Source organism: Rheinheimera sp. B2H12 (genome assembly GCF_059620065.1).
The window spans coordinates 1,358,229-1,378,148 of the sequence record NZ_CM184363.1; the positions used below are offsets into that span (position 1 = coordinate 1,358,229).

The window sequence follows — 19,920 nt, forward strand, 5'->3', positions numbered from 1 at the left end:
GCTCCTTGTCGGCTCAGGCGGCCTGTTTTTTGAACAGTTCGCGGAACACCGGATAAATATCACTGACCTGACGGATAGGTTGAATGGCAAAGTTGTCAAAAGTTGCCAGCAGTTTTTCGTATTCCAACCACAAACTCTGGTGCGGTCGTTGGGTAATTTCGATATAAGCGTAATAACGCACCAGAGGCAGCAGTTGTTCGGTCAGCAACTGGGCGCATTGTGGACTGTCATCGGCCCAGTTATCGCCATCAGAAGCCTGAGCTGCATAGATATTCCACTGACTTGGGTCATATCTTTCCTTGACGATGTCAGCCATCAGCTTTAATGCGCTCGATACAATAGTACCGCCGGTTTCTTGGGAATAAAAAAACTCTTGTTCATCAACTTCTTTGGCCTGAGTGTGGTGACGGATATACACCACGTCGACGTTTTTGTAACTGCGGCTTAGAAACATATAGAGCAGAATATAAAAACGTTTCGCCATGTCTTTAGTGGCCTGGTCCATCGAACCTGAGACATCCATCAGACAAAACATCACGGCTTTGCTGGTGGGCTCAGGTCTTTTGGCAAAATTGCGAAAACGCAGGTCAAAACTATCAATAAAAGGCACAGCATCAATCCGGCGTTTCAGCTCTGCTGCCTGTTGTCGCAGTTGTTGCAGTTGCAATTGATCCGGAATTGCCTCCTGTAGCAACAGCTCGATCCGGGTTTCTACCTCTTTAAGCAGTTTTTTCTTGCCGGCAGACATGGCAACCCGACGCGCCAGCGAGCCTTGTAACGATCGAACTATATCGATGTTGCTCGGGACGCCTTCAGAGCGGTAGCCCGCACGGACATTTTTGTATTGCACCAGTTTATCCAGCTGGTTTTTTTTCAGATTCGGCAGTTCCAGATCTTCAAACAGCAAATCCAGATACTCATCTTTGGAGATGGAAAACACAAATTCGTCTTCGCCTTCACCATCCCGACTGGCCTCCCCCTGACCAGAGCCACCGCCCTGACCACCTAAGGGTCTTTTGATCCGATCGCCGGTACTGAACTGATCATTGCCAGGATGGATCATCTCCCGATGTCCGCCCTTGCCTTGGTGGAAAAATGGCTCTGTAATATCCCGGCCCGGAATAGTGACAGATTCGCCGCTATCAATATCCGTCACGCTGCGTTTACTGATAGCGTCAGACACCGCCTGTTTGATTTGCTGTTTATAACGGCGGATGAACCTTTGCCGATTCACCGCACTTTTGTTTTTGCCGTTCAGGCGTCGATCGATAAAATGCGCCATAGCACCTCCGGCTGACCCTCAGTATCATTGCGATTTGCGAACGCGCAGATACCATTCTGACAACAGTCGCACCTGTTTGCGGGTGTAGCCTTTTTCCATCATCCGATCGACAAAATCATCATGTTTTTTCTGATCGTCGGTCGAGGTTTTGGCATTAAATGAAATCACCGGCAGCAGCTCTTCAGTGCTGGAGAACATTTTTTTCTCTATCACAGTGCGCAGCTTTTCATAGCTGGTCCAGGTTGGATTTTTGCCATTATTTTTCGCTTTGGCTCTGAGTACAAAGTTAACAATCTCGTTGCGAAAATCCTTTGGATTACTGATACCGGCTGGTTTTTCAATTTTTTCCAATTCAGCATTCAGCGCTGCGCGATCAAACAACTGACCGGTTTCCGGATCGCGATATTCCTGATCCTGGATCCAGAAATCGGCATAAATCACATAACGATCAAAAATGTTTTGGCCATATTCTGAATAAGACTCCAGATAGGCGGTTTGAATTTCTTTACCGATAAACTCGACATATTTGGGGATCAGGTAGCCTTTCAGATGCTCCAGATAACGTTCTGCCACATCGGCCGGGAATTGCTCCCGCTCGATTTGTTGCTCCAGCACATAAAATAAATGTACTGGGTTGGCGGCCACTTCGGTACTGTCGAAGTTAAAGACTCTGGATAAAATTTTAAAGGCAAAGCGGGTCGACAAGCCGGTCATGCCTTCGTCGACACCGGCATAATCCCGGTATTCCTGATAGGATTTGGCTTTTGGATCTGTGTCTTTTAAACTTTCGCCATCGTACACCCGCATTTTGGAATACAGGCTGGAGTTTTCCGGCAGTTTCAGTCTTGATAACACCGCAAACTGCGCCAACGAGGTCAGAGTACCTGGTGCACAAGGCGATACTTTTAACTCACTGTTTTCCAAAAGTTTGCCGTAAATTTTGACTTCTTCTGACACCCTTAGGCAATAAGGCACTTTGACGATATAGACCCGGTCTAAAAAGGCTTCATTGTTTTTGTTGTTTCGAAAGGTTTGCCATTCTGACTCGTTACTATGCGCCAGAATAATGCCCTCAAAGGGTAATGCGGCCAGGCCTTCAGTGCCGTTATAGTTGCCTTCCTGAGTGGCGGTTAATAATGGATGTAGCACTTTGATTGGTGCTTTGAACATCTCAACAAATTCCATTACACCTTGATTGGCGCGACATAAAGCCCCTGAGTAGCTGTATGCATCCGGATCGTTTTGGGCAAAATGCTCCAACTGACGAATATCGACTTTACCCACTAAAGATGCAATGTCCTGATTGTTTTCATCCCCTGGTTCAGTTTTGGCAATGGCAATTTGATCCAAAATCGAGGGGTATTTTTTGACCACCCGGAACTGACTGATATCGCCATTAAACTCATGCAATCTTTTACTGGCCCAGGGCGACATAATAGTTTTTAAATAGCGTTTAGGAATGCCGTATTCTTGCTCCAGAATATTGCCATCTTCAGCTAAATCGAATAAACACAATGGGTTGTCGTAAACTGGTGAGTCTTTCAGATAATAAATAGGCACCTGTTGCATCAGTGATTTCAGTTTTTCGGCCAATGACGACTTACCGCCGCCAACCGGACCGAGCAGATACAGGATTTGTTTACGCTCTTCCAGCCCTTGTGCTGAGTGTTTCAGGTAAGACACTATTTGTTCGATGGCATCTTCCATGCCATAAAACTCAGAAAAGGCTGGATAACGAGCGATCACCCGGTTAGAAAAAAGCCGGCTCAGTTTCGGATCCTGCGCCGTATCAATAAACTCTGGCTGACCAATCGCCATCAGCAGTCGCTCTGCAGCGCTGGCGTAACAACTTTTATCGCCTTTACACAAAGTCAGGAACTCAGCAATGCTGTATTCCTCTTCTTTTGCCGCTTCGTATCTTGACTTGTAGTGCTCAAAAATGCCCATATGCACCTCCGCAACCTTGTCGTGGAAACTAAAGACTTTGTTTGTGTGATGACTCAAGATTAGACAGTAAAATCTGGCTTCGCCTGTCTAATTCACAGAATTTAATTGAATTTTTTTTAGCACAAGTCGTAAAGATTCTGAGGCTATGCCGGACAGTGTGGCGGTGGTGGCGCTGCAGGGCGAAAAAAACCCGGCGAGCGCCGGGTTGATCAAAGGTGGCTGAACCAGATCGCTTAAGCGAAATTGGCAGCAGCAAATTCCCAGTTAACCAGCGCCCAGAAGGCGTTCAGGTAAGTTGGGCGGGCATTACGGAAATCGATGTAATAAGCATGTTCCCACAGGTCAACGGTCAGCACTGGTGTGATGCTGCTGTCAGTCAGTGGTGTGCCGGCATTGCTGGTATTGACGATATCCAGGCTACCGTCAGCTTTTTTCACTAACCAGGTCCAGCTTGAACCGAAGTTGTTAACAGCTTTATCGTTAAAAGCGGTCTGGAAAGCGGCGAAAGAACCCCATTTTGCGTTAATGGCAGCTGCTAATGCGCCTGTTGGTTCGCCACCGGCATTAGGTGCCAGGCAGTGCCAGTAAAACGTATGGTTCCAAATTTGCGCGGCGTTGTTAAACACCGGGCCTTCTGAAGAACGAATGATATCTTCTAATGATTTACCAGCAAAATCAGTGCCTTCAATCAAAGAGTTCAGTTTCACCACATAAGCATTGTGGTGCTTGCCGTGGTGGTAATCCAGAGTTTCCGGGGAGATGTGTGGTAATAACGCATCTTTAGCATAGGGTAATGCTGGTAATTCAAAAGCCATTTCTAATTCTCCACTGACGTTGTTTATGGTGTCTGCATCGCGTAGACTACAAAACCTGACTAAAATACTCAAGTTTTACCTGAGTTTTGGCGGGTGTTGTCTGGCTCGCTGATGCTGTTTTTCTGCTGTACTTTATTTTTGGGGCAGATCTTGAAAACTCAAGTGGCTGACCGCAAATCCTCTGGTAAAATCATTCGACAATTTTTTGCTGTATTGCAGAGGCTCCTGATGGAAACGATCGACAAAATTAAACAACAACTTGCTGATAACCCAATTATTCTGTTTATGAAAGGGTCGCCAAAATTCCCAAGCTGTGGCTTTTCTGCCCAAGCTTCGCAAGCGCTGATTGCCTGTGGTGAGCAATTTGCTTATGTCGATATTCTGCAAAATCCGGATATCCGGGCAGAGTTACCGAAATTTGCCAATTGGCCAACCTTCCCGCAGCTGTGGGTTGAGGGTGAGCTGGTTGGTGGTTGTGACATTATGCTGGAAATGTTTCAGCGTGGTGAATTACAGCCGCTGATCAAAGAAACTGCGGCCAAATATCAAAAGCCAGCGGATGCCGCTGAGTAAGGTGATGCTGGCGCTAGGTTACAGCAACTCGAGGACCCTTGGTGATTAGAGTCCAGTTGGTTGAGCCAGTGATAAAAAAGCAGCTTCGGCTGCTTTTTTTATCACTGCAAACTTATGCGGGTTGTTCAGTGTTATTTTCCGGCTCCACAGCCAGAAAGGGCGGGGGCCAGCCGCCCAGTTGCTGCCAGCGGTTTACGATATGACAGAATAATTCGGCAGTGCGCTCGGTATCATATAAAGCACTGTGGGCTTCTTTGTTATCAAAAGGAATACCAGCAGCCTGACAGGCTTTGGCCAGCACGGTTTGACCTAATGCCAAAGCGGCCAGTGTGGTGGTATCAAAAGAGACAAAGGCATGAAAGGGTGAGCGTTTAATATGATTACGCTCAACGGCAGCGTTTAAAAAACTTTGATCAAAGGCCGAATTATGCGCCACCATCACCGCACGCTGACAACCGGCGTCTTTTTGCGCTTTACGCACGGCTTTAAAAATTTCGGTCAGGGCTTCACGTTCTGTCACAGCACCGCGCAATGGGTTATAAGGGTCGATGCCATTAAAGGCCAATGAGCTTGGATTGAGTACAGCCCCTGCAAAAGGCTCCACATGAAAATGCAGTGTTTGCAGGATACTGAGCTGTCCCTGTTCGTCCATTGTCAGTAAAGTGGCTGCTATTTCTAACAAAGCATCAGTTTGCGCATTAAAGCCTGCCGTTTCGACGTCGATAACTACAGGGTAATAACCACGGAATCTTTGAGAAAGCAGAGTTGTCGCTTGTGTCATATCCAAACCAGCCTAAAAATCGGATCGGCAGTATGCCAAAAAAAATGCGACTCGTCTTGTTACGGCACATCCTTTGCAGGATTAATCTTGCTATGCTGTGCACAATATTACCCTCGGTTCGCAGTGTGCAAAGCTGCAAGGACCGAGATCTAAAGCAGGAGGGCCTATGAAATCAAGTAGTTATCTGTTGGTGGCTCTGTTGCTGACCACAAAGACCACCCTGTTGCAGGCGAATAGTTCGGATGGCCGCCACAATGTGCGGCATTATGCTGCCGCTCTGGAGCAGTCCAACTGGTCGTTGAAAAATGCCACTGCGCTGAAATGTGAACTCAGCCATAGTATCCCTAATTTTGGTGAAGCGCTGTTTGTCAGCCAGGCCAACAAAGAACTGAACCTGCAGTTTGAATTAAAAATGATCCGGTTACCGGACGATTATGGTTTAGCCAAGGTGCTGTCTGTACCGCCGAACTGGCGTGCCGGCGAAAGTGCCAAAACTATTTCTGAGCTTAAACTACTAAAACAGTTTGATGGTGCTTTGCCGAAAAAACAGGCCTGGACTTTATTAACCGAGCTGGAACAAGGTTTTAGTCCGACTTTTTATTTTGCCGATTGGCATAGCCCTTTTGATCAGATCGCTGCTGCTATTAATCCTGTCCATTTTGATGAACCTTATCAGCAATTTAGTCAGTGTATGGCTGCGTTACTGAAATATAGTTTTGAAGATATCGCGCTGACGGTGTTGAATTATCAGTCCAACAGTGATGAATTGACGCGCGAATCGCAGCATCGGCTGAATCAGATTGCTGAATACCTGAAACATGACAAAGCCGTTGCCAGTGTCAGCATTGATACTTACACCGACAGTTATGGTGGGCGTTGGATCAACGAAGAGTTATCGCGCAAAAGAGCGGCCAGCCTGAAAGCATTTTTTGTCGCCGCCGGGGTCGACGACAAAGTCATCCGCACTGAAGGTTTTGGCGAAAAACGTCATGTTGCACCGAACGAGACCAGCCGTGGCCGGGGAACTAACCGTCGTGCCGTGGTACAACTGGTGAAGTTATAACGCCTGGCAGCACAAAATGACGCTGACTTGGCGCCGGTTTGTGCCGTTGTGTTAGCGGGGCGCCAGTTTTTTGTCCTGAAAACGCTGTGGTGTGACTAATGCTGTCATCACAGCCGGTAACGGCTGGGGCTCGCCACATAAGCTTGCTGCCAGTTGTTCTGCCAATAAGGGCGCGAACAATAAGCCACGGGCACCAAGTCCACCCAGTAGCCATAAGCCCGCGTTCAGTTCACCGGCCAGCGGCAGATGATCCGGCACTGTAACCCGAACCCCGGCTTTAGCCGAAACAACGCTGGCATCGGCAAACCAGCCGGGTTGCTGTAGCACTGTATTGACCAAATCCAGATTCTGCTGATTATCTTCGGCCAGTTCCACCGCAGTGGTTCTGCTGCGGTCAAAGGTGGCGCCGACGCAATGCTCCTGTTGATCAGCAGGCGTGATATAGCCCTGATGACAGAGCACAGTGCTAAGTGCAGCCATCGCAGGTGCCTTGACATGGCTGACCTGACCCCGCACCTGATTCAGCGGTAAATGTGCCGTCGGCACCAACGCGGTTAAGCCGGTGCCATTGGCGAGCACCAGGCGACTGCGCTGCAACTCGCCCTGATTGGTCTGCAAGCGCCAGTCAGCCGACGTTGCGGCAGCTTGTTTAGACACACCCTCAGAGGCGACTGCAGATAACTGCTGGACCTGACAATTAAATTGCACCTTAAAGTTGGCTTGTTGCCGTAAAAACGACAGCGCGGCCTGACAAAAACCTTGCGGTGCTATCCAGCCACCAGCCGGAAAAAATAATCCAGGGTAGGGCAGTTCCAGTCCGGCCTGAGTGCTGGCTTGCGCGGCATCCAGTGGCAGAAACAAACCTGGGGCAAAGGCCGGATCGGCACTGATTTTTTGCTGCCGGCCAGCCAAGGCTGTGGTGCAGGCGAGTGTCAGCACACCACAAAAATCGGCAGCAAAACTAAATTGCTGTTGCATCCGACGGTAAAAACGGCCGGCAAAAGTAAAAGCATGGCTATGTAACGCCGATACCGGGGTATAGCTGGCCTGTAGTTGTGGATATAAAGCACCTTGCCGGTTGTGTGAGGCTTGCAGGGCAATATCGGTATCCTGACACAATAACTCAACGGCACAACCGCGTTGTTGCAGTGCCAGTGCCAGGCAGATAGACGCCAGGCCGCCGCCGATAATAGTCACAGGCTCAGGACTGATTTGGTGCGGTGCAGGCATTGCAGTGGCGTGGTTGGCAAGTGCTAGGTTATCGTGCAGGGTTTCGATGATCCCCACTGTCATTTCGCGTTTACGACCATAACCTTTGATTTTTCGGACACTAAAACCAGCGTCCTGCAAGCCCCGCCTGACTAAACCTGCACTGGTAAAAGTGGCCACAGTAGTCCCTTTTTTGGCTAACCTTGCCATCTGCTGAAACAACTCGGGCTGCCACATCTGTGGGTTTTTACTGGGGGCAAAACCATCTAAAAACCAGGCATCAGCCTGATTCTGCACCGGCAATTGCGGCATGGAATCATGCACATCGCCTAACCACAGATCCAGCGTCACATTGCCTTGCTCAAACTGCAACCTATGACAGCCAGGCAATGCCAGCGGGTATTGTGCCAGTAATTGCTCCGCCAGTTCCTTTAGTGCCGGCCAGCTTTGCAGAGCCTGGCGTAAATCGGCTAATTGCAGCGGATATTTTTCAAAAGTGGAAAAATATAAGCGCTGGCACAGTGCTGCGCTTTGCTGCTGGCGGTGCAGACGAAAGTGTTGCCATGCCAGCAAAAAATTTAAGCCAGTGCCAAAACCGGTTTCGATAATGTGAAAAAAACTGGCCTGATGCTGTGCCCAACGTTCGGGTAAGCCATTTTGCTGCAAGAACACATAACGGGTCTCTTCCAGACCACTTTCATTGGAAAAATACACATCATCAAACAGATCCGACACCGGCGTGCCTTGTTCGTTGTAATGAATTTGGGCGCTTTTGATCACTTGCATAACGAGGCCTCAGAAAAAAATCCTGACTAGTTTAACCTGATTGTCATTTTATTTGATAATAGTGTACAACTGTGCGCTGAAATTGGACCAGTTGCGGCAGAAAAGTCCGTACAATGTTTTTATTCAGCTATTTTTGATGTGCCAGCACATCAGTACAAAGAACTAACTTATCAGCAGATTCAGGAGTCAGAATGAAAAGAGCAGTAATCACCGGATTGGGCATAGTTTCCAGCATCGGTAACAATCAGGCTGAAGTGTTGGCCTCGTTAAAAGCTGGCCGCTCAGGTATTACTTTTTCGCAGGAGTTTGCTGATCTGGGCCTGCGCTCACAAGTCTGGGGTAATATTAAATTAGATCCAAGCGAATTGATTGACCGCAAAGCCTATCGTTTTATGGCGGATGCCGCTGCATTTGCCTATATTTCCATGCAGCAAGCCATTGAAGATGCGGGTTTAACCCCAGAACTGGTTTCACAGCCACGCACTGGTCTGGTGGCTGGATCCGGCGGTGCTTCTTCCAAAACCCAGGTGGAGGCGGCTGATATCCTGCGGGAAAAAGGCGTGAAACGGGTCGGGCCTTATGCAGTGCCTAAAACCATGGCCAGTACTTGTTCGGCTTGTCTGGCGACACCTTTCCAGATTAAAGGCGTGAACTATTCCATCAGTTCAGCTTGTGCCACCAGCGCGCATTGTATCGGTCATGCTGTCGAACTGATTCAGCTTGGCAAACAGGACATTATTTTTGCCGGTGGTGGCGAGGAAGTGCATTGGTCATTGGCGATGGAATTTGATGCCATGGGGGCTTTATCGACCAAATATAATGAGACACCGGAACTGGCGTCCCGCACTTATGATGCCAGCCGCGATGGTTTTGTCATCTCAGGTGGTGGCGGTATTCTGGTGATAGAAGAGCTGGAACATGCGCTGGCGCGTGGTGCCAAAATTTATGCTGAAGTGGTCGGTTATGGCGCCACTTCTGATGGGTACGACATGGTAGCCCCAAGTGGCGAAGGTGCGATTCGCTGTATGCAAATGGCGATGCAACATGTCACTGCCCCGATTGATTACGTCAACACCCACGGCACCAGCACGCCAGTTGGGGATGTGAAAGAACTGGGGGCTATTCAGCAGGTGTTTGCCGGCCAATCTCCGGCGATCAGTGCGACCAAAGCGATGACCGGGCATGCCCTGGGCGCAGCCGGGGTGCACGAAGCTATTTATTCTTTGTTGATGCTGGAACATGGTTTTATTGCGCCTTCCATCAATATCACTGAGTTGGATGCTGCGGCAGAAGGCTTGAATATCGTCACCGAAGCCCGTGCCGCTGAATTAACGACAGTGATGTCAAACAGCTTCGGTTTTGGTGGCACCAATGCCACTTTAGTGCTGCAAAAATATCAAGGCTGAGCCTAGTTGTGATAGCTTCGCACTGATTGGTACTGTCTCAATGGTAAAATATCAAAGCCACCAACCGGTGGCTTTGTGCTTTCAGTCAGACTAAAATGCATTTTTCCTGATAATACTCAGTCCTTTAGCCGGTGAAAACAGTCATGAAAATTTATGCTGATGAAAATATGCCCTATGTGCAGCAATTTTTTGCGGGACTGGGCGACGTGACGCTGGTCGATGGTCGGCAGTTAACTGCAGCGCAACTGGCTGATGCGGATGTGTTGCTGGTAAGATCTGTCAGTCGGGTGGATCAGGCGTTGCTGGCACAAAATCATCGCTTGCGTTTTGTCGGGACCGCCACTATCGGGGTTGATCATATTGACCAGGCCTATTTGCTAAGCCGTGGTGTGGCTTTTAGCAGCGCCCCGGGCTGCAATGCGCAGTCGGTGGTGGAATACGTCCTCAGCAGCTTGTTTTTGCTCTCAGAACAACAGCAAAAACCCCTGCAGCAGTGGACTGTTGGTGTGGTTGGCGTTGGCCAGATTGGTTCCAGGCTGGTGAAAACGCTGCAAGCGCTGCAAGTGCGGGTATTGCAGTGTGATCCGGTGCGGGCCGGGCAAGAAGCTGATTTTGCGCATACCGATTTTGCTGACTTAGTCAGTCAGGTCGATGCGCTTAGCTTTCATGTGCCGCTGGTGAAAAGCGGACCTTTCCCGACATTGGGGTTGCTGGCAGCGCATAATCTGGCGTCGGTGCCGGTTGACGTCGCGATTATTAATGCATCCCGCGGTGAGGTCACTTGTAATCAGGCCTTATTGGCGGAAGCGCAGGCTGGCCGACACAGACCGCTGGTGCTGGATGTCTGGCAGCAAGAGCCTAATATTTTGCAGGCGCTGCTGCCTTATACCCGGATTGCCACAGCCCATATCGCTGGGCATAGTATCGAAGGTAAGGCGCGCGGCACGGAAATGCTGTATCAGGCATTATGTAACTTATTGAAAGTTGAAGCTAACTTAAGCATTGAGCAGTTCTGTCCGCCGCCCGCTATCACTGCATTGCAAATTTCTGCAAATTTTGGACTTTCAGATGTCCAAAATTTGAGCCGGATGTTATATGATGTCCGGCGTGATGACGCATTATTCAGATATCATCTGAATGGCAACGGCTTTGACTGGCTCAGAAAACATTATCCGCCACGGCGGGAATTCAGTTCACTGCGGTTACAGATGTCCGATCAGTCCGCAGTTCCAGCATTTTTAACTACTTTAGGTTTTAGCAGCCAGCATTAGGGGAAAACAAACTATGGCTCAGCAATTCGACGTCGCAGTATTAGGGGCAACAGGTCTGGTTGGTCAGCACCTGATTGAAATTCTTGAACAACGTGATTTCCCGGTCAAACGGTTGATCCCACTCGCGAGTAATCGTTCTGCCGGCGGTTTTGTCACCTTTCAGGGTAAACAAATAGAAGTGTTGGATGCCGAAACCTTTGACTGGACCCAAGCCCAGATCGGTTTGTTTTCTGCCGGTGGTAGTGTTTCCGCCTTGTATGCACCAAGAGCTGCAGATGCGGGTTGCGTGGTGATTGATAACACCTCACATTATCGTTATGAGGCTGATATTCCGCTGGTTGTGCCAGAAGTAAATGCGCATGCCATTGCTGATTACCGCAACCGCAATATCATTGCCAATCCGAATTGTTCTACGATTCAGATGCTGGTGGCATTAAAACCGATTCATGATGCGGTAGGGATCAGCCGGGTCAATGTTGCGACCTATCAGTCGGTCAGTGGTGCCGGTCAGCAGGGCATTGAAGCGCTGGCCAGTGAAACGGCACAGTTACTCAATGGTCGTCCACTGGAAAGTACCGGTAAGTTCAGCCGTCAAATCGCGTTTAACGTGATCCCACAGATTGATGTGTTTATGGACAACGGTTACACCAAAGAAGAAATGAAAATGCACTGGGAAACCCAAAAAATTATGGGCGATGACAGTATCGCGGTGAATGCTACTGCAGTGCGGGTGCCAGTGTTTTATGGCCATGCTGAAGCTGTGCATATTGAAACCCGGCATCCAATCAGTGTGGAGCAGGTGAAAGCCTTATTAGCCAATGCGCCAGGGGTGGTGCTGCTGGAAGACAATGCTGAGTTTCCAACTCAAGTCAGCAATGCTCAGGGCCAGGATGAGGTGTTTGTCGGCAGGATCCGCAAAGATTTGTCGCACGAGCATGGTTTGAACCTGTGGATTGTGGCGGATAATGTGCGTAAAGGCGCGGCCACCAACAGTATTCAGATTGCCGAGCATTTGATCCGCGATTATCTGTAGTTTGGCTGCCGCGCAGTGGCTACCAAGTCGTGGCCACCAAGTAGTGCTAACTCAACTGCTGATGGTAACAAAAAAGCTCCCGTGGGAGCTTTTTTGATCGGAAGAGGCTAGGCCTGGCCTCAAGAAATAGACCGAATGGCAGATAAAGATGATACGAAATTGTGCTGGCGGCCGGAATTGCCTCGGCTAAATCGCATTTCTGTCGCAACTGGTTTAGAATCCTAATCTTACGCGTGGTTGGAACAGTGCTTGCAGGCACTTTGTTATGGTTACTGAAGCTTGCTCTGGCCTGTTCCGGAGTCAGCACTAAGTGGTAAAGGATATTTGAATGCATTTTCTGCGCTTATTCGTTGTGCTGCTGGCTGTCAATTTTATGACGGCGACTGTGGCCACGGCGGATACAACAGCCAAACTGCGGGGACCGAAAGAATTTGATACCCCACAGCAAACCCGGTTAGGTCCGCTGACACCGGCTGATACTTTATGGCGGCTGGCAGAACAGGCGAGGCCCGATCGCCGCATCAATATGTATCAGATGATGTATGCACTGTATCAAAAAAATCCTGATGCCTTTTTAGAAGAAAATTTTAATCACCTCAGGCCCGGTGCCTTTCTGTTGTTACCCTCAGTACGGGAAATTTTGGCAGTTGATGCGCTGGAAGCCCAGCGCAAATCTGAAAATGACGATCGGATCTGGGCCGAACGGGTTCGCCGGGCAGAACTGGCCAAAGCAGAAGCTGCGGCTGCCAAGCAATTGGATATTGTCACAGCCAAAGAACAACTCAGTGAAGAATTAAGCCGGGTTGAAGCACAGCAAACTGAACAAATCAGTGACTTACGTAATCGAATTGGTGCTTCGATGGCGAATGTTGAAACCATAGTGCAGGAAAATAGCCAACTCAAACAGCAACTGACGACTGTAGTGCAAGAGTTAGGTGCAGTCAAAAGCCAGCTCGATAAAGACAGTGAAATTCAAACCCAACTGCAGCAGTTGCTGGCGCAGCAGGCGCAGTTGCTAGAACAGCAACGCGAGCAAATGCGCAAGGCCGAAGAAGGGTTTAATGTTGCCGCCACCATGCAAAAAGTTGCCGCCAGTCCTGTAGGCTGGGCGATCGCGGGGTCATTACCGGCATTTGTGCTGTTATATTTTATTGTCAGTGTGATCCGTCGACGCGGCCAGAAAGCGGCTGCTGTCGTCAATGCGGCCACGGCTGCACCAGCGGCCGATCCGAACTATCGTTCGCCATTACCGCCGCTTGATGATAGTCTCGACTTCGACGAAAGCAGCCTGATTAATCTGGACGACTCGCTGCTCAATGACAATCTAAGCGCTGGTATCCGGCTGGATAACGATGCTTTTACGCCTCCAGCGAAGAGCAGCAATAGCGTCGGTTTTGCCGATGATTTGCTGGATGATGATTTTATCGCTACCGGCACCGCCAAATCGAATGACGAATTTGATTTAGACAGTCTGTTAGATGAACCGGCCAGTGCAAACAAACCAGCGGCTAAAACCGAATTTGATGCCAACAATATCTTGTCCGGCGATGATTTATCGTCGTTGTTCGATAATCTGGATGAAGAACCGGCCTTTGCGCCCAAAGCCGAGTTTGATCCAAACAATATTTTGTCAAACAATGAGTTAAGTTCGTTATTTGATAATTTAGCAGATGATGATCCAGATGAAATCTTTAATCAGGCGCAAGCGGCAGTTGATGCGCAATCAGCGATAAAACCGGACGATCAGGAAGATCTGCTGCCAGAGCTGCCGGTCACAGCGCAAGCTTTGCAAAATGCGGCGGCTGAAGCAGATCAGTTCGATGAATTGCTGGAAGAAATTGAACTGGATATCCCAGTCGATGACGATCTCATCGCTGATGATGAATTTGACATTGATGCTTTATTGGCTGCGACCCAACAGCCTGTGGCGACTCCGGCTGCGGAGCCTGATGCAGTCACCAGCGCCATGGCGGATGATGATTTTGATATCGACTCACTTTTGGCCGCCAACAGCCAGCCTGAGCCAGCCATGAGTCTGGAAGATCATGCCATACAGCCGGATCCGGCCGCACAGTTTGACAGTTCTGAACTTGATGCCTTTGCCGAATCACTTGCCGAAGAGATATTACCAGCGGATGATGATCTCAGAGGATTGGTGGTCGATCTGGCACTGGATGATGAAGAGAATATCACTGAGTTGCTGGAGCCTGATCCAACGGAGCTGTATAACGAACTGGAAGATATCTTATCTGAAGTGGCTGAGTTGCGGGCGCAAAGCATGCAGCAGACCGGAACTCTGGCGGAGCTGAGTTTGCCTGAGTCTGCGTTGCATGAGGCTGCTGCTGATTTTGCTGATGCAGAATTGTCAGTGGCAGATGTCAGCGCTATGTTGCAGGACGCTGAGCCAGAGCTTGAACCTGATGCTGACACAGTTCTGGCAGAGCAGGATTGGGCTGAGCCCATTTCCGAGCATTTTGTTCCGGCGGAAGCCAACAATGTACAACCCGCAGCAGCGCTGGATGCAATCACTGGCTCCGACAGCGATAGCGAGCTTGAACTTGATGAAATTATTGAAATTCCTGAATTGTCAGAGCCACAACTCTTGGCTGAAGCCGAACTGAATCGTGAATTACGGCCATCAGACGAAGCGAGCGAATTGCCGACGCCTGACGACCAGAGTTCAGAGTCAGACTTCGCAGCAACGGCGGTGGCGGTTGAGTTGACAAAGAGCGCGCTGACAGGAGAAGTACCGACGCTGCGGGCTGATCTGACAACTGAGTCTGAAGCCGACCCTGACACTGGATCTGCTGAGCTAATGCCAGACCTGAGCACTGAACCAGACCAGCCCGATGCCTTGCAGAAGGTTGCCGATCAGCTGGCAACCGACTTTCGCTCTGAGCCAGATGATTTGTTGGAGTTAGCGGCAACAGAAAGTGACGAAGCGTCGGCTTTGATGCCGGATTTACAACAAAGTGATGATCAATCGGTCAGTCGTGTTTCTGAAGCCGTCGCTTCAGTGGAACGCCCCAGTAAAATGCTTGACAGTTACCCGGAGCTTGATTTCGCCGAAGAATTAGCCGACGACGAGCTGATTTTTCCGGATCAACTGCAGTTGCCTGATGACACTGAGTTTGCACCGCCGCTGACCGACACTTGGGAAGCCGAAGATGATGTGCCGGCAGAGCTGGCGGAATTAGCAGATATTCAGTTTGATCAGTTATTGTCGGAACTGGATGAATTTGACCTGCCTGGTGCAGAAGACACGACTGTGCTGCTTGAAGATGATGAGCTCGCGACTGTCGAAGCAACTGAGCAACCAGACCTGGCAGCTTCGGGGCTGGTCGTGGGATTGCTGGACGAAACGACCTCAGATCCGGTCGCCGAGTTTCTGCACATTGATAAACTGCTGGCATCCAGTGAAGAAGAACTGACTGAAGAGCAGTTAAGGCCGTTGCAGATTGATGTCGGGCTGGCAGATTTTCCTGATCTGATCAGTGCTGATGAAGTCGGTGATGTCGATAAAGCCGATGCTGGTTTTGCCGGTCGGCTGGATTTAGTCCGGGCTTATAATGAAATTGGTGATGCCGAGAGTGCAGAACAATTGGTGAAAGAAATCATGGCTTCCGATGCGCCTGCTCATGTAAAACAGGAAGCGCTGTCGTTATTGCAGTCCTGAGCCTGCGCCTGCGGCAGTGATGATAGTGCCGGTTTGAATCAGCACTTGGGTTGTAGCCGCTAGCTTTGATATACTCGCGCCGGTTTTAAAAGGAGTCGGCATGCGCATTGCACTGGGTATTGAATACAACGGCACAGGTTATTTTGGATGGCAGCGGCAACGTGAAGTCAACAGCATTCAGGGCGAGCTGGAAAAAGCCCTGAGCCAGGTGGCCAATGCGCCGATAGAAATTTTTTGTGCCGGCCGCACTGATGCGGGCGTCCATGCTACGGGTCAGGTGATCCACTTTGACACTGAAGCCGTGCGAGATATGCGCGGCTGGATCATGGGAGTGAACTCGAATTTGCCCGATGGCATTGCTGTGCGCTGGGGCCAGCAAGTGGCTGACGACTTCCATGCCCGTTTTTCAGCGACAGCCCGGCGATATCGATACATTATTTACAACCGCAAATACCGGCCAGCCATTTTAGGTCCGGGCCTGAGTCATTATCATCAGGACATTGATGTCAGCCTGATGCAGCAGGCTGCGCCAGTGTTACTTGGCGAGCAGGATTTTTCTTCGTTTCGGGCTATTCAATGCCAGTCACATTCGCCAAATCGTAACTTAATTCATTTACAAATTGAACGTTATCAGGACTTTATTGTCATTGACATCAAGGCCAATGCGTTTTTGCATCATATGGTGCGAAATATCACTGGTAGTTTGCTGGAAGTCGGGATGAAAAAGCGGCCGCCCGAGTGGATTGCCCAGTTATTAGCTGCCCGTGATCGCACCAAAGCGGCTGCAACTGCCAAAGCTGAAGGTCTGTATTTGGTGGCTGTGGATTATCCGGCCGAGTTTGCGATTCCGCAAACCAGCATGGGGCCGTTGTTTTTGCCGGATCAGCTCGGTGCATAACTGGCTGGACCGACCTGTACCAGCCTGACAGCTAAGACCAGTTTTTTATGTTCTGCCGTTAGCCTTTGTGTTTTAATAACCGCCGTTTGCCACATTTTCGCGGAATTTGAAGCTAAATTACCGCAATCTGTGCGTGAGAATCGTACAGTGTAGACAAAGGAATACTTATGAGTTGGTTAGAAAAAATCCTGCCCAGAACCTCGTCCTCGGCGCGTCGAAATATCCCGGAAGGGGTATGGACAAAATGTACCGCCTGTGACGCTGTGTTGTACAAGGCCGATCTGGATCGCCAGCTGGGCGTCTGTCCAAAATGTGATAACCATATGCGGATTAATGCCCGTGAACGGTTGGCCAGTTTCCTCGATACCAATACTGGTGTTGAACTGGCTGCTGAGCTGGAGCCGCAGGATATCCTCAAGTTTAAAGATTCCAAACGTTATAAAGACCGTATTGTTGCAGCGCAAAAAGAAACCGGCGAAAAGGATGCCATGGTGGTGATGCGCGGTTCACTCAAAGGCATGCCAGTAGTGGTCGCCAGTTTTGAGTTTAACTTTATGGGCGGCTCCATGGCGTCTGTGGTGGGCGCTAAGTTTGTCAAAGGCGTTGAATTTGCGCTGGAGCACAAAGTACCCTTTGTCTGTTTCTCAGCGTCTGGCGGAGCCCGGATGCAGGAAGCCTTGTTGTCTTTGATGCAAATGGCGAAAACCAGTGCGGCGCTGGCTAAACTCAGTGAAGCAGGTTTACCTTATATTTCGGTCCTGACTGACCCGACCATGGGCGGGGTTTCTGCCAGTCTGGCGATGCTGGGTGATGTCAACATTGGTGAACCAAATGCTCTGATTGGTTTTGCCGGTCCACGCGTCATTGAACAAACCGTTCGGGAGAAATTACCTGAAGGTTTCCAGCGCAGTGAGTTCCTGTTAGAGCATGGTGCTATTGATATGATTGTTGACCGCCGCCAAATGCGCGATACAATTGCGCGATTAGTAGCAAAATTCATGCGATTGCCTTCTCCTGTATCGGAGAACCGCGTCGCCTAAGGCGATATGAACTCTCCTGTCTCTGTTAACAGCCTGTCGCGCCACACTCTGGCCGACTGGCTGGCTTATATCGAAGCAAGTCATCCGATTGATAAAATAGAACTTGGCCTGGAACGGGTGCTGAAGGTCGCCGAACGCGGTCAGTTACAGCAACTGCCTGGCATCAAAATTCTGATTGGTGGTACCAACGGCAAGGGCAGCAGTGCCCGATGTCTGGAGCAACTGCTGCTGGCACAAGGTTACCGGGTCGGTGTTTATAGTTCGCCGCATTTATTGCGCTTTAATGAGCGACTGCGGATCAATGACCAGGATGTCTCTGATGAACTGTGGGTGCAAGGCTTATCGCAAGTGGAAGCCTTACGGGCAGAAGTTGCGCTGACTTATTTTGAGTTCACCACGCTGGCAGCTTTTGCCATCCTGAAACAACAGCAAGTCGACATCTGTCTGATTGAAGTTGGCTTAGGCGGCCGGCTCGATGCCACCAATATTATCAGCCCGGATGCCAGCATGCTGACCACAGTGGATTTGGATCATCAGGATTTTCTGGGTAATGACCGGGAAAGTATCGGCCGGGAAAAAGCCGGTATTTTCCGCGCCAATGCGGTGACCGTGATTGGTGATCCGAACCCGCCGCGGTCTGTCCTTGCACAAACGGAGTTATTGCACTGTCGTACCTGGCGCCAGCAGCACGATTTCAGTTATCACTTGTCTGACTGTGGCACCTTATGGCATTGGCACTGTGCTGAGTTGCGGTTATCGGACTTACCGCTACCGCAGCTTCCGCTGCAAAACATGGCCAGCTGTTTGACCTGTCTGGCCGCTCTGGCGTTATTGCCGTCTGCTGACATAGTTGCTAAAGTGCTGAAAAACCTGACTTTGGCGGGCAGGATGCAATGGTTACAATCCGCACCTGCCGTGATGATTGATGTGGCGCACAATCCACAATCAGCCGCCTATCTGGCGACTCAGTTAGGCGTGCTGAGGCCGCGTTTCCGTCAGGTGCATGCGCTGGTTGGTATGTTAAAAGATAAAGATGTCAGCCAGAGTCTGCGTTCGTTGGCGCCTTGGGTGCAACAATGGCATTGTGTCACGCTACCACCGCCTCGTGGGGCGGCTGCGGAGCAACTGGCTGCTCAATTACCGGTAGGTAGCAACCTGCAGTGTTATGATGCCCTGGCTAGTGCGTGGCAACAGTTAAAACCACAGTTGCACTCAGATGATTTAGTGTTGGTATTTGGTTCATTTGTCACAGTGTCGCAGTTTATGACGTTGTGGCAGCAGGAAAAGCTATGACTGCAGTATTTAAAAATCGCCTGATTGGTAGCGCTATTCTGATGATTGCCGCTATTGTATTTTTACCGGATTTGCTGGATGGGCAAAAACAGGTTAACAAAGATGACTTTAAAGCGATCCCGGATCGGCCTGAATTTGCCCAAGTGGCAGAACAACAGGTATTTCAGCGGGCGCAACACGATGCCAGTCGCGCTGACGCCTTGGCACTGCCGGTAGAGAATGAACCGGTGCTGGATACTGGCACAGATCCGGCACCAACGCAGGATGTGTTGCCGGATCAACAATATGCTTCCATCAGCACCGACAGCAAAGCTGCTGCACCAGTGCATAACAGTGCGCAGATGGTGAGCAAAGCCGCTGATACAGTAGCCGCTCAGCCACAGCAAGCGGCTGGCGGCACTGTCGCTAACAAGCCAGTTGATGCTGCGACCACAACGTCAGCCGAACCCGCTGCGACTGCTACCAAGCAGACAGCAACAGTTGAACCGCAAGTGTTGCCGGCAACTAAACCGGCCGCAAAAGCCTTAAGTCAGTCGGCCTGGGTGGTCAAAGTTGGTTCATTTAGTAAAGAACAAAATGCCAACGCCTTGGTGACCAAGTTACGTGAAGCAGGCTTTGCGACCTTTAGCCGGAAAATTGTGAATAGTCAGGGCCAAACCATGATCAGTGTGGTGGTGGGACCTGATTTGCAAAAAGACAAGCTGGAAACAAGCTTACCAAAGCTGCAGCAACTAGCGAATATTTCGACGCTGAAGGTCAGTGCCTTTTCACCGGCTGAAAATAATTAGCCTAAGCGGCGCGCAGTTTGGTAGAATGCGCGCCGTCATCAAGCATCCCTGTGGAAGCA

Annotated in this window: 15 protein-coding genes; 10 read left to right on the plus strand and 5 right to left on the minus strand. The window is 49.9% G+C overall.

The window, feature by feature from the left end:
- Positions 1-13: 13 nt before the first annotated feature.
- From AC53GJ_RS06065 to AC53GJ_RS06075, 3 genes are all read right to left on the minus strand, one after another.
- Positions 14-1,282 carry a YeaH/YhbH family protein gene (locus AC53GJ_RS06065; protein WP_496731642.1) on the minus strand — a complete coding sequence of 423 codons (1,269 nt, stop codon included), beginning with the start codon at positions 1,280-1,282 and terminating at the stop codon, positions 14-16.
- A gap of 24 nt (positions 1,283-1,306) precedes the next feature.
- Complete coding sequence (locus AC53GJ_RS06070) at positions 1,307-3,229, minus strand: PrkA family serine protein kinase (protein WP_496731643.1); 1,923 nt, start codon at positions 3,227-3,229, stop codon at positions 1,307-1,309.
- A 233-nt stretch (positions 3,230-3,462) separates the two neighbouring features.
- Entirely contained in the window at positions 3,463-4,044 is a 582-nt protein-coding gene (locus tag AC53GJ_RS06075) for a Fe-Mn family superoxide dismutase (protein WP_496731644.1), read from the minus strand.
- 228 nt (positions 4,045-4,272) lie between these two features.
- Here AC53GJ_RS06075 and AC53GJ_RS06080 point away from each other — a divergent pair, with 228 nt between their 5' ends.
- Complete coding sequence (locus AC53GJ_RS06080) at positions 4,273-4,617, plus strand: Grx4 family monothiol glutaredoxin (RefSeq protein ID WP_496731645.1); 345 nt, start codon at positions 4,273-4,275, stop codon at positions 4,615-4,617.
- 112 nt (positions 4,618-4,729) lie between these two features.
- Here the strand turns inward: AC53GJ_RS06080 and rnt are convergent, their stop codons facing one another.
- The gene (gene rnt / locus AC53GJ_RS06085) at positions 4,730-5,398 is read right to left on the minus strand and encodes a ribonuclease T (RefSeq protein ID WP_496731646.1); all 669 of its coding nucleotides are present in this window, start codon (positions 5,396-5,398) and stop codon (positions 4,730-4,732) included.
- 166 nt (positions 5,399-5,564) lie between these two features.
- Here rnt and AC53GJ_RS06090 point away from each other — a divergent pair, with 166 nt between their 5' ends.
- The gene (locus AC53GJ_RS06090; RefSeq protein ID WP_496731647.1) at positions 5,565-6,461 is read left to right on the plus strand and encodes a flagellar protein MotY; all 897 of its coding nucleotides are present in this window, start codon (positions 5,565-5,567) and stop codon (positions 6,459-6,461) included.
- 51 nt (positions 6,462-6,512) lie between these two features.
- Here AC53GJ_RS06090 and mnmC read toward each other — a convergent pair whose 3' ends face one another.
- The gene (gene mnmC / locus AC53GJ_RS06095) at positions 6,513-8,456 is read right to left on the minus strand and encodes a bifunctional tRNA (5-methylaminomethyl-2-thiouridine)(34)-methyltransferase MnmC2/FAD-dependent 5-carboxymethylaminomethyl-2-thiouridine(34) oxidoreductase MnmC1 (RefSeq protein WP_496731648.1); all 1,944 of its coding nucleotides are present in this window, start codon (positions 8,454-8,456) and stop codon (positions 6,513-6,515) included.
- Between the two features lie 191 nt (positions 8,457-8,647).
- On the opposite strand from mnmC, the gene fabB reads away from it, so the two are divergent.
- From fabB to AC53GJ_RS06135, 8 genes are all read left to right on the plus strand, one after another.
- The gene (gene fabB, locus AC53GJ_RS06100) at positions 8,648-9,862 is read left to right on the plus strand and encodes a beta-ketoacyl-ACP synthase I (RefSeq protein WP_496731649.1); all 1,215 of its coding nucleotides are present in this window, start codon (positions 8,648-8,650) and stop codon (positions 9,860-9,862) included.
- 143 nt (positions 9,863-10,005) lie between these two features.
- Positions 10,006-11,133, plus strand: coding sequence for a 4-phosphoerythronate dehydrogenase (locus AC53GJ_RS06105; RefSeq protein WP_496731650.1), 1,128 nt, complete (start codon positions 10,006-10,008; stop codon positions 11,131-11,133).
- A 13-nt stretch (positions 11,134-11,146) separates the two neighbouring features.
- On the plus strand, positions 11,147-12,166 hold the full coding sequence (locus AC53GJ_RS06110; protein WP_496731651.1) for an aspartate-semialdehyde dehydrogenase: 1,020 nt from the start codon (positions 11,147-11,149) through the stop codon (positions 12,164-12,166).
- A 328-nt stretch (positions 12,167-12,494) separates the two neighbouring features.
- Complete coding sequence (locus AC53GJ_RS06115; RefSeq protein WP_496731652.1) at positions 12,495-15,842, plus strand: FimV/HubP family polar landmark protein; 3,348 nt, start codon at positions 12,495-12,497, stop codon at positions 15,840-15,842.
- A gap of 100 nt (positions 15,843-15,942) precedes the next feature.
- The gene (gene truA, locus AC53GJ_RS06120; RefSeq protein ID WP_496731653.1) at positions 15,943-16,740 is read left to right on the plus strand and encodes a tRNA pseudouridine(38-40) synthase TruA; all 798 of its coding nucleotides are present in this window, start codon (positions 15,943-15,945) and stop codon (positions 16,738-16,740) included.
- 167 nt (positions 16,741-16,907) lie between these two features.
- Positions 16,908-17,780 (plus strand): acetyl-CoA carboxylase, carboxyltransferase subunit beta, encoded by an 873-nt coding sequence (accD, locus tag AC53GJ_RS06125; RefSeq protein WP_496731654.1) that lies wholly within the window; start codon positions 16,908-16,910, stop codon positions 17,778-17,780.
- Between the two features lie 6 nt (positions 17,781-17,786).
- Positions 17,787-19,073, plus strand: a complete 1,287-nt coding sequence (folC, locus tag AC53GJ_RS06130; RefSeq protein ID WP_496731655.1) for a bifunctional tetrahydrofolate synthase/dihydrofolate synthase — start codon at positions 17,787-17,789, stop codon at positions 19,071-19,073.
- Positions 19,070-19,861 carry an SPOR domain-containing protein gene (locus tag AC53GJ_RS06135; protein WP_496731656.1) on the plus strand — a complete coding sequence of 264 codons (792 nt, stop codon included), beginning with the start codon at positions 19,070-19,072 and terminating at the stop codon, positions 19,859-19,861. The genes folC and AC53GJ_RS06135 overlap by 4 nt, the downstream gene beginning before the upstream one ends.
- Positions 19,862-19,920: the final 59 nt, after the last annotated feature.

Excerpts from the sequence above, each read along its gene's own strand:
- AC53GJ_RS06110 (WP_496731651.1), top strand. The coding sequence starts at position 11,147 with ATGGCTCAGCAATTCGACGTCGCAGTATTAGGGGCAACAGGTCTGGTT.
- AC53GJ_RS06105 (WP_496731650.1), top strand. The coding sequence starts at position 10,006 with ATGAAAATTTATGCTGATGAAAATATGCCCTATGTGCAGCAATTTTTT.
- AC53GJ_RS06070 (WP_496731643.1), bottom strand. The coding sequence starts at position 3,229 with ATGGGCATTTTTGAGCACTACAAGTCAAGATACGAAGCGGCAAAAGAA.
- fabB (WP_496731649.1), top strand. The coding sequence starts at position 8,648 with ATGAAAAGAGCAGTAATCACCGGATTGGGCATAGTTTCCAGCATCGGT.
- AC53GJ_RS06075 (WP_496731644.1), bottom strand. The coding sequence starts at position 4,044 with ATGGCTTTTGAATTACCAGCATTACCCTATGCTAAAGATGCGTTATTA.
- truA (WP_496731653.1), top strand. The coding sequence starts at position 15,943 with ATGCGCATTGCACTGGGTATTGAATACAACGGCACAGGTTATTTTGGA.
- AC53GJ_RS06065 (WP_496731642.1), bottom strand. The coding sequence starts at position 1,282 with ATGGCGCATTTTATCGATCGACGCCTGAACGGCAAAAACAAAAGTGCG.
- AC53GJ_RS06135 (WP_496731656.1), top strand. The coding sequence starts at position 19,070 with ATGACTGCAGTATTTAAAAATCGCCTGATTGGTAGCGCTATTCTGATG.
- AC53GJ_RS06080 (WP_496731645.1), top strand. The coding sequence starts at position 4,273 with ATGGAAACGATCGACAAAATTAAACAACAACTTGCTGATAACCCAATT.
- accD (WP_496731654.1), top strand. The coding sequence starts at position 16,908 with ATGAGTTGGTTAGAAAAAATCCTGCCCAGAACCTCGTCCTCGGCGCGT.
- rnt (WP_496731646.1), bottom strand. The coding sequence starts at position 5,398 with ATGACACAAGCGACAACTCTGCTTTCTCAAAGATTCCGTGGTTATTAC.
- AC53GJ_RS06115 (WP_496731652.1), top strand. The coding sequence starts at position 12,495 with ATGCATTTTCTGCGCTTATTCGTTGTGCTGCTGGCTGTCAATTTTATG.
- mnmC (WP_496731648.1), bottom strand. The coding sequence starts at position 8,456 with ATGCAAGTGATCAAAAGCGCCCAAATTCATTACAACGAACAAGGCACG.
- folC (WP_496731655.1), top strand. The coding sequence starts at position 17,787 with ATGAACTCTCCTGTCTCTGTTAACAGCCTGTCGCGCCACACTCTGGCC.
- AC53GJ_RS06090 (WP_496731647.1), top strand. The coding sequence starts at position 5,565 with ATGAAATCAAGTAGTTATCTGTTGGTGGCTCTGTTGCTGACCACAAAG.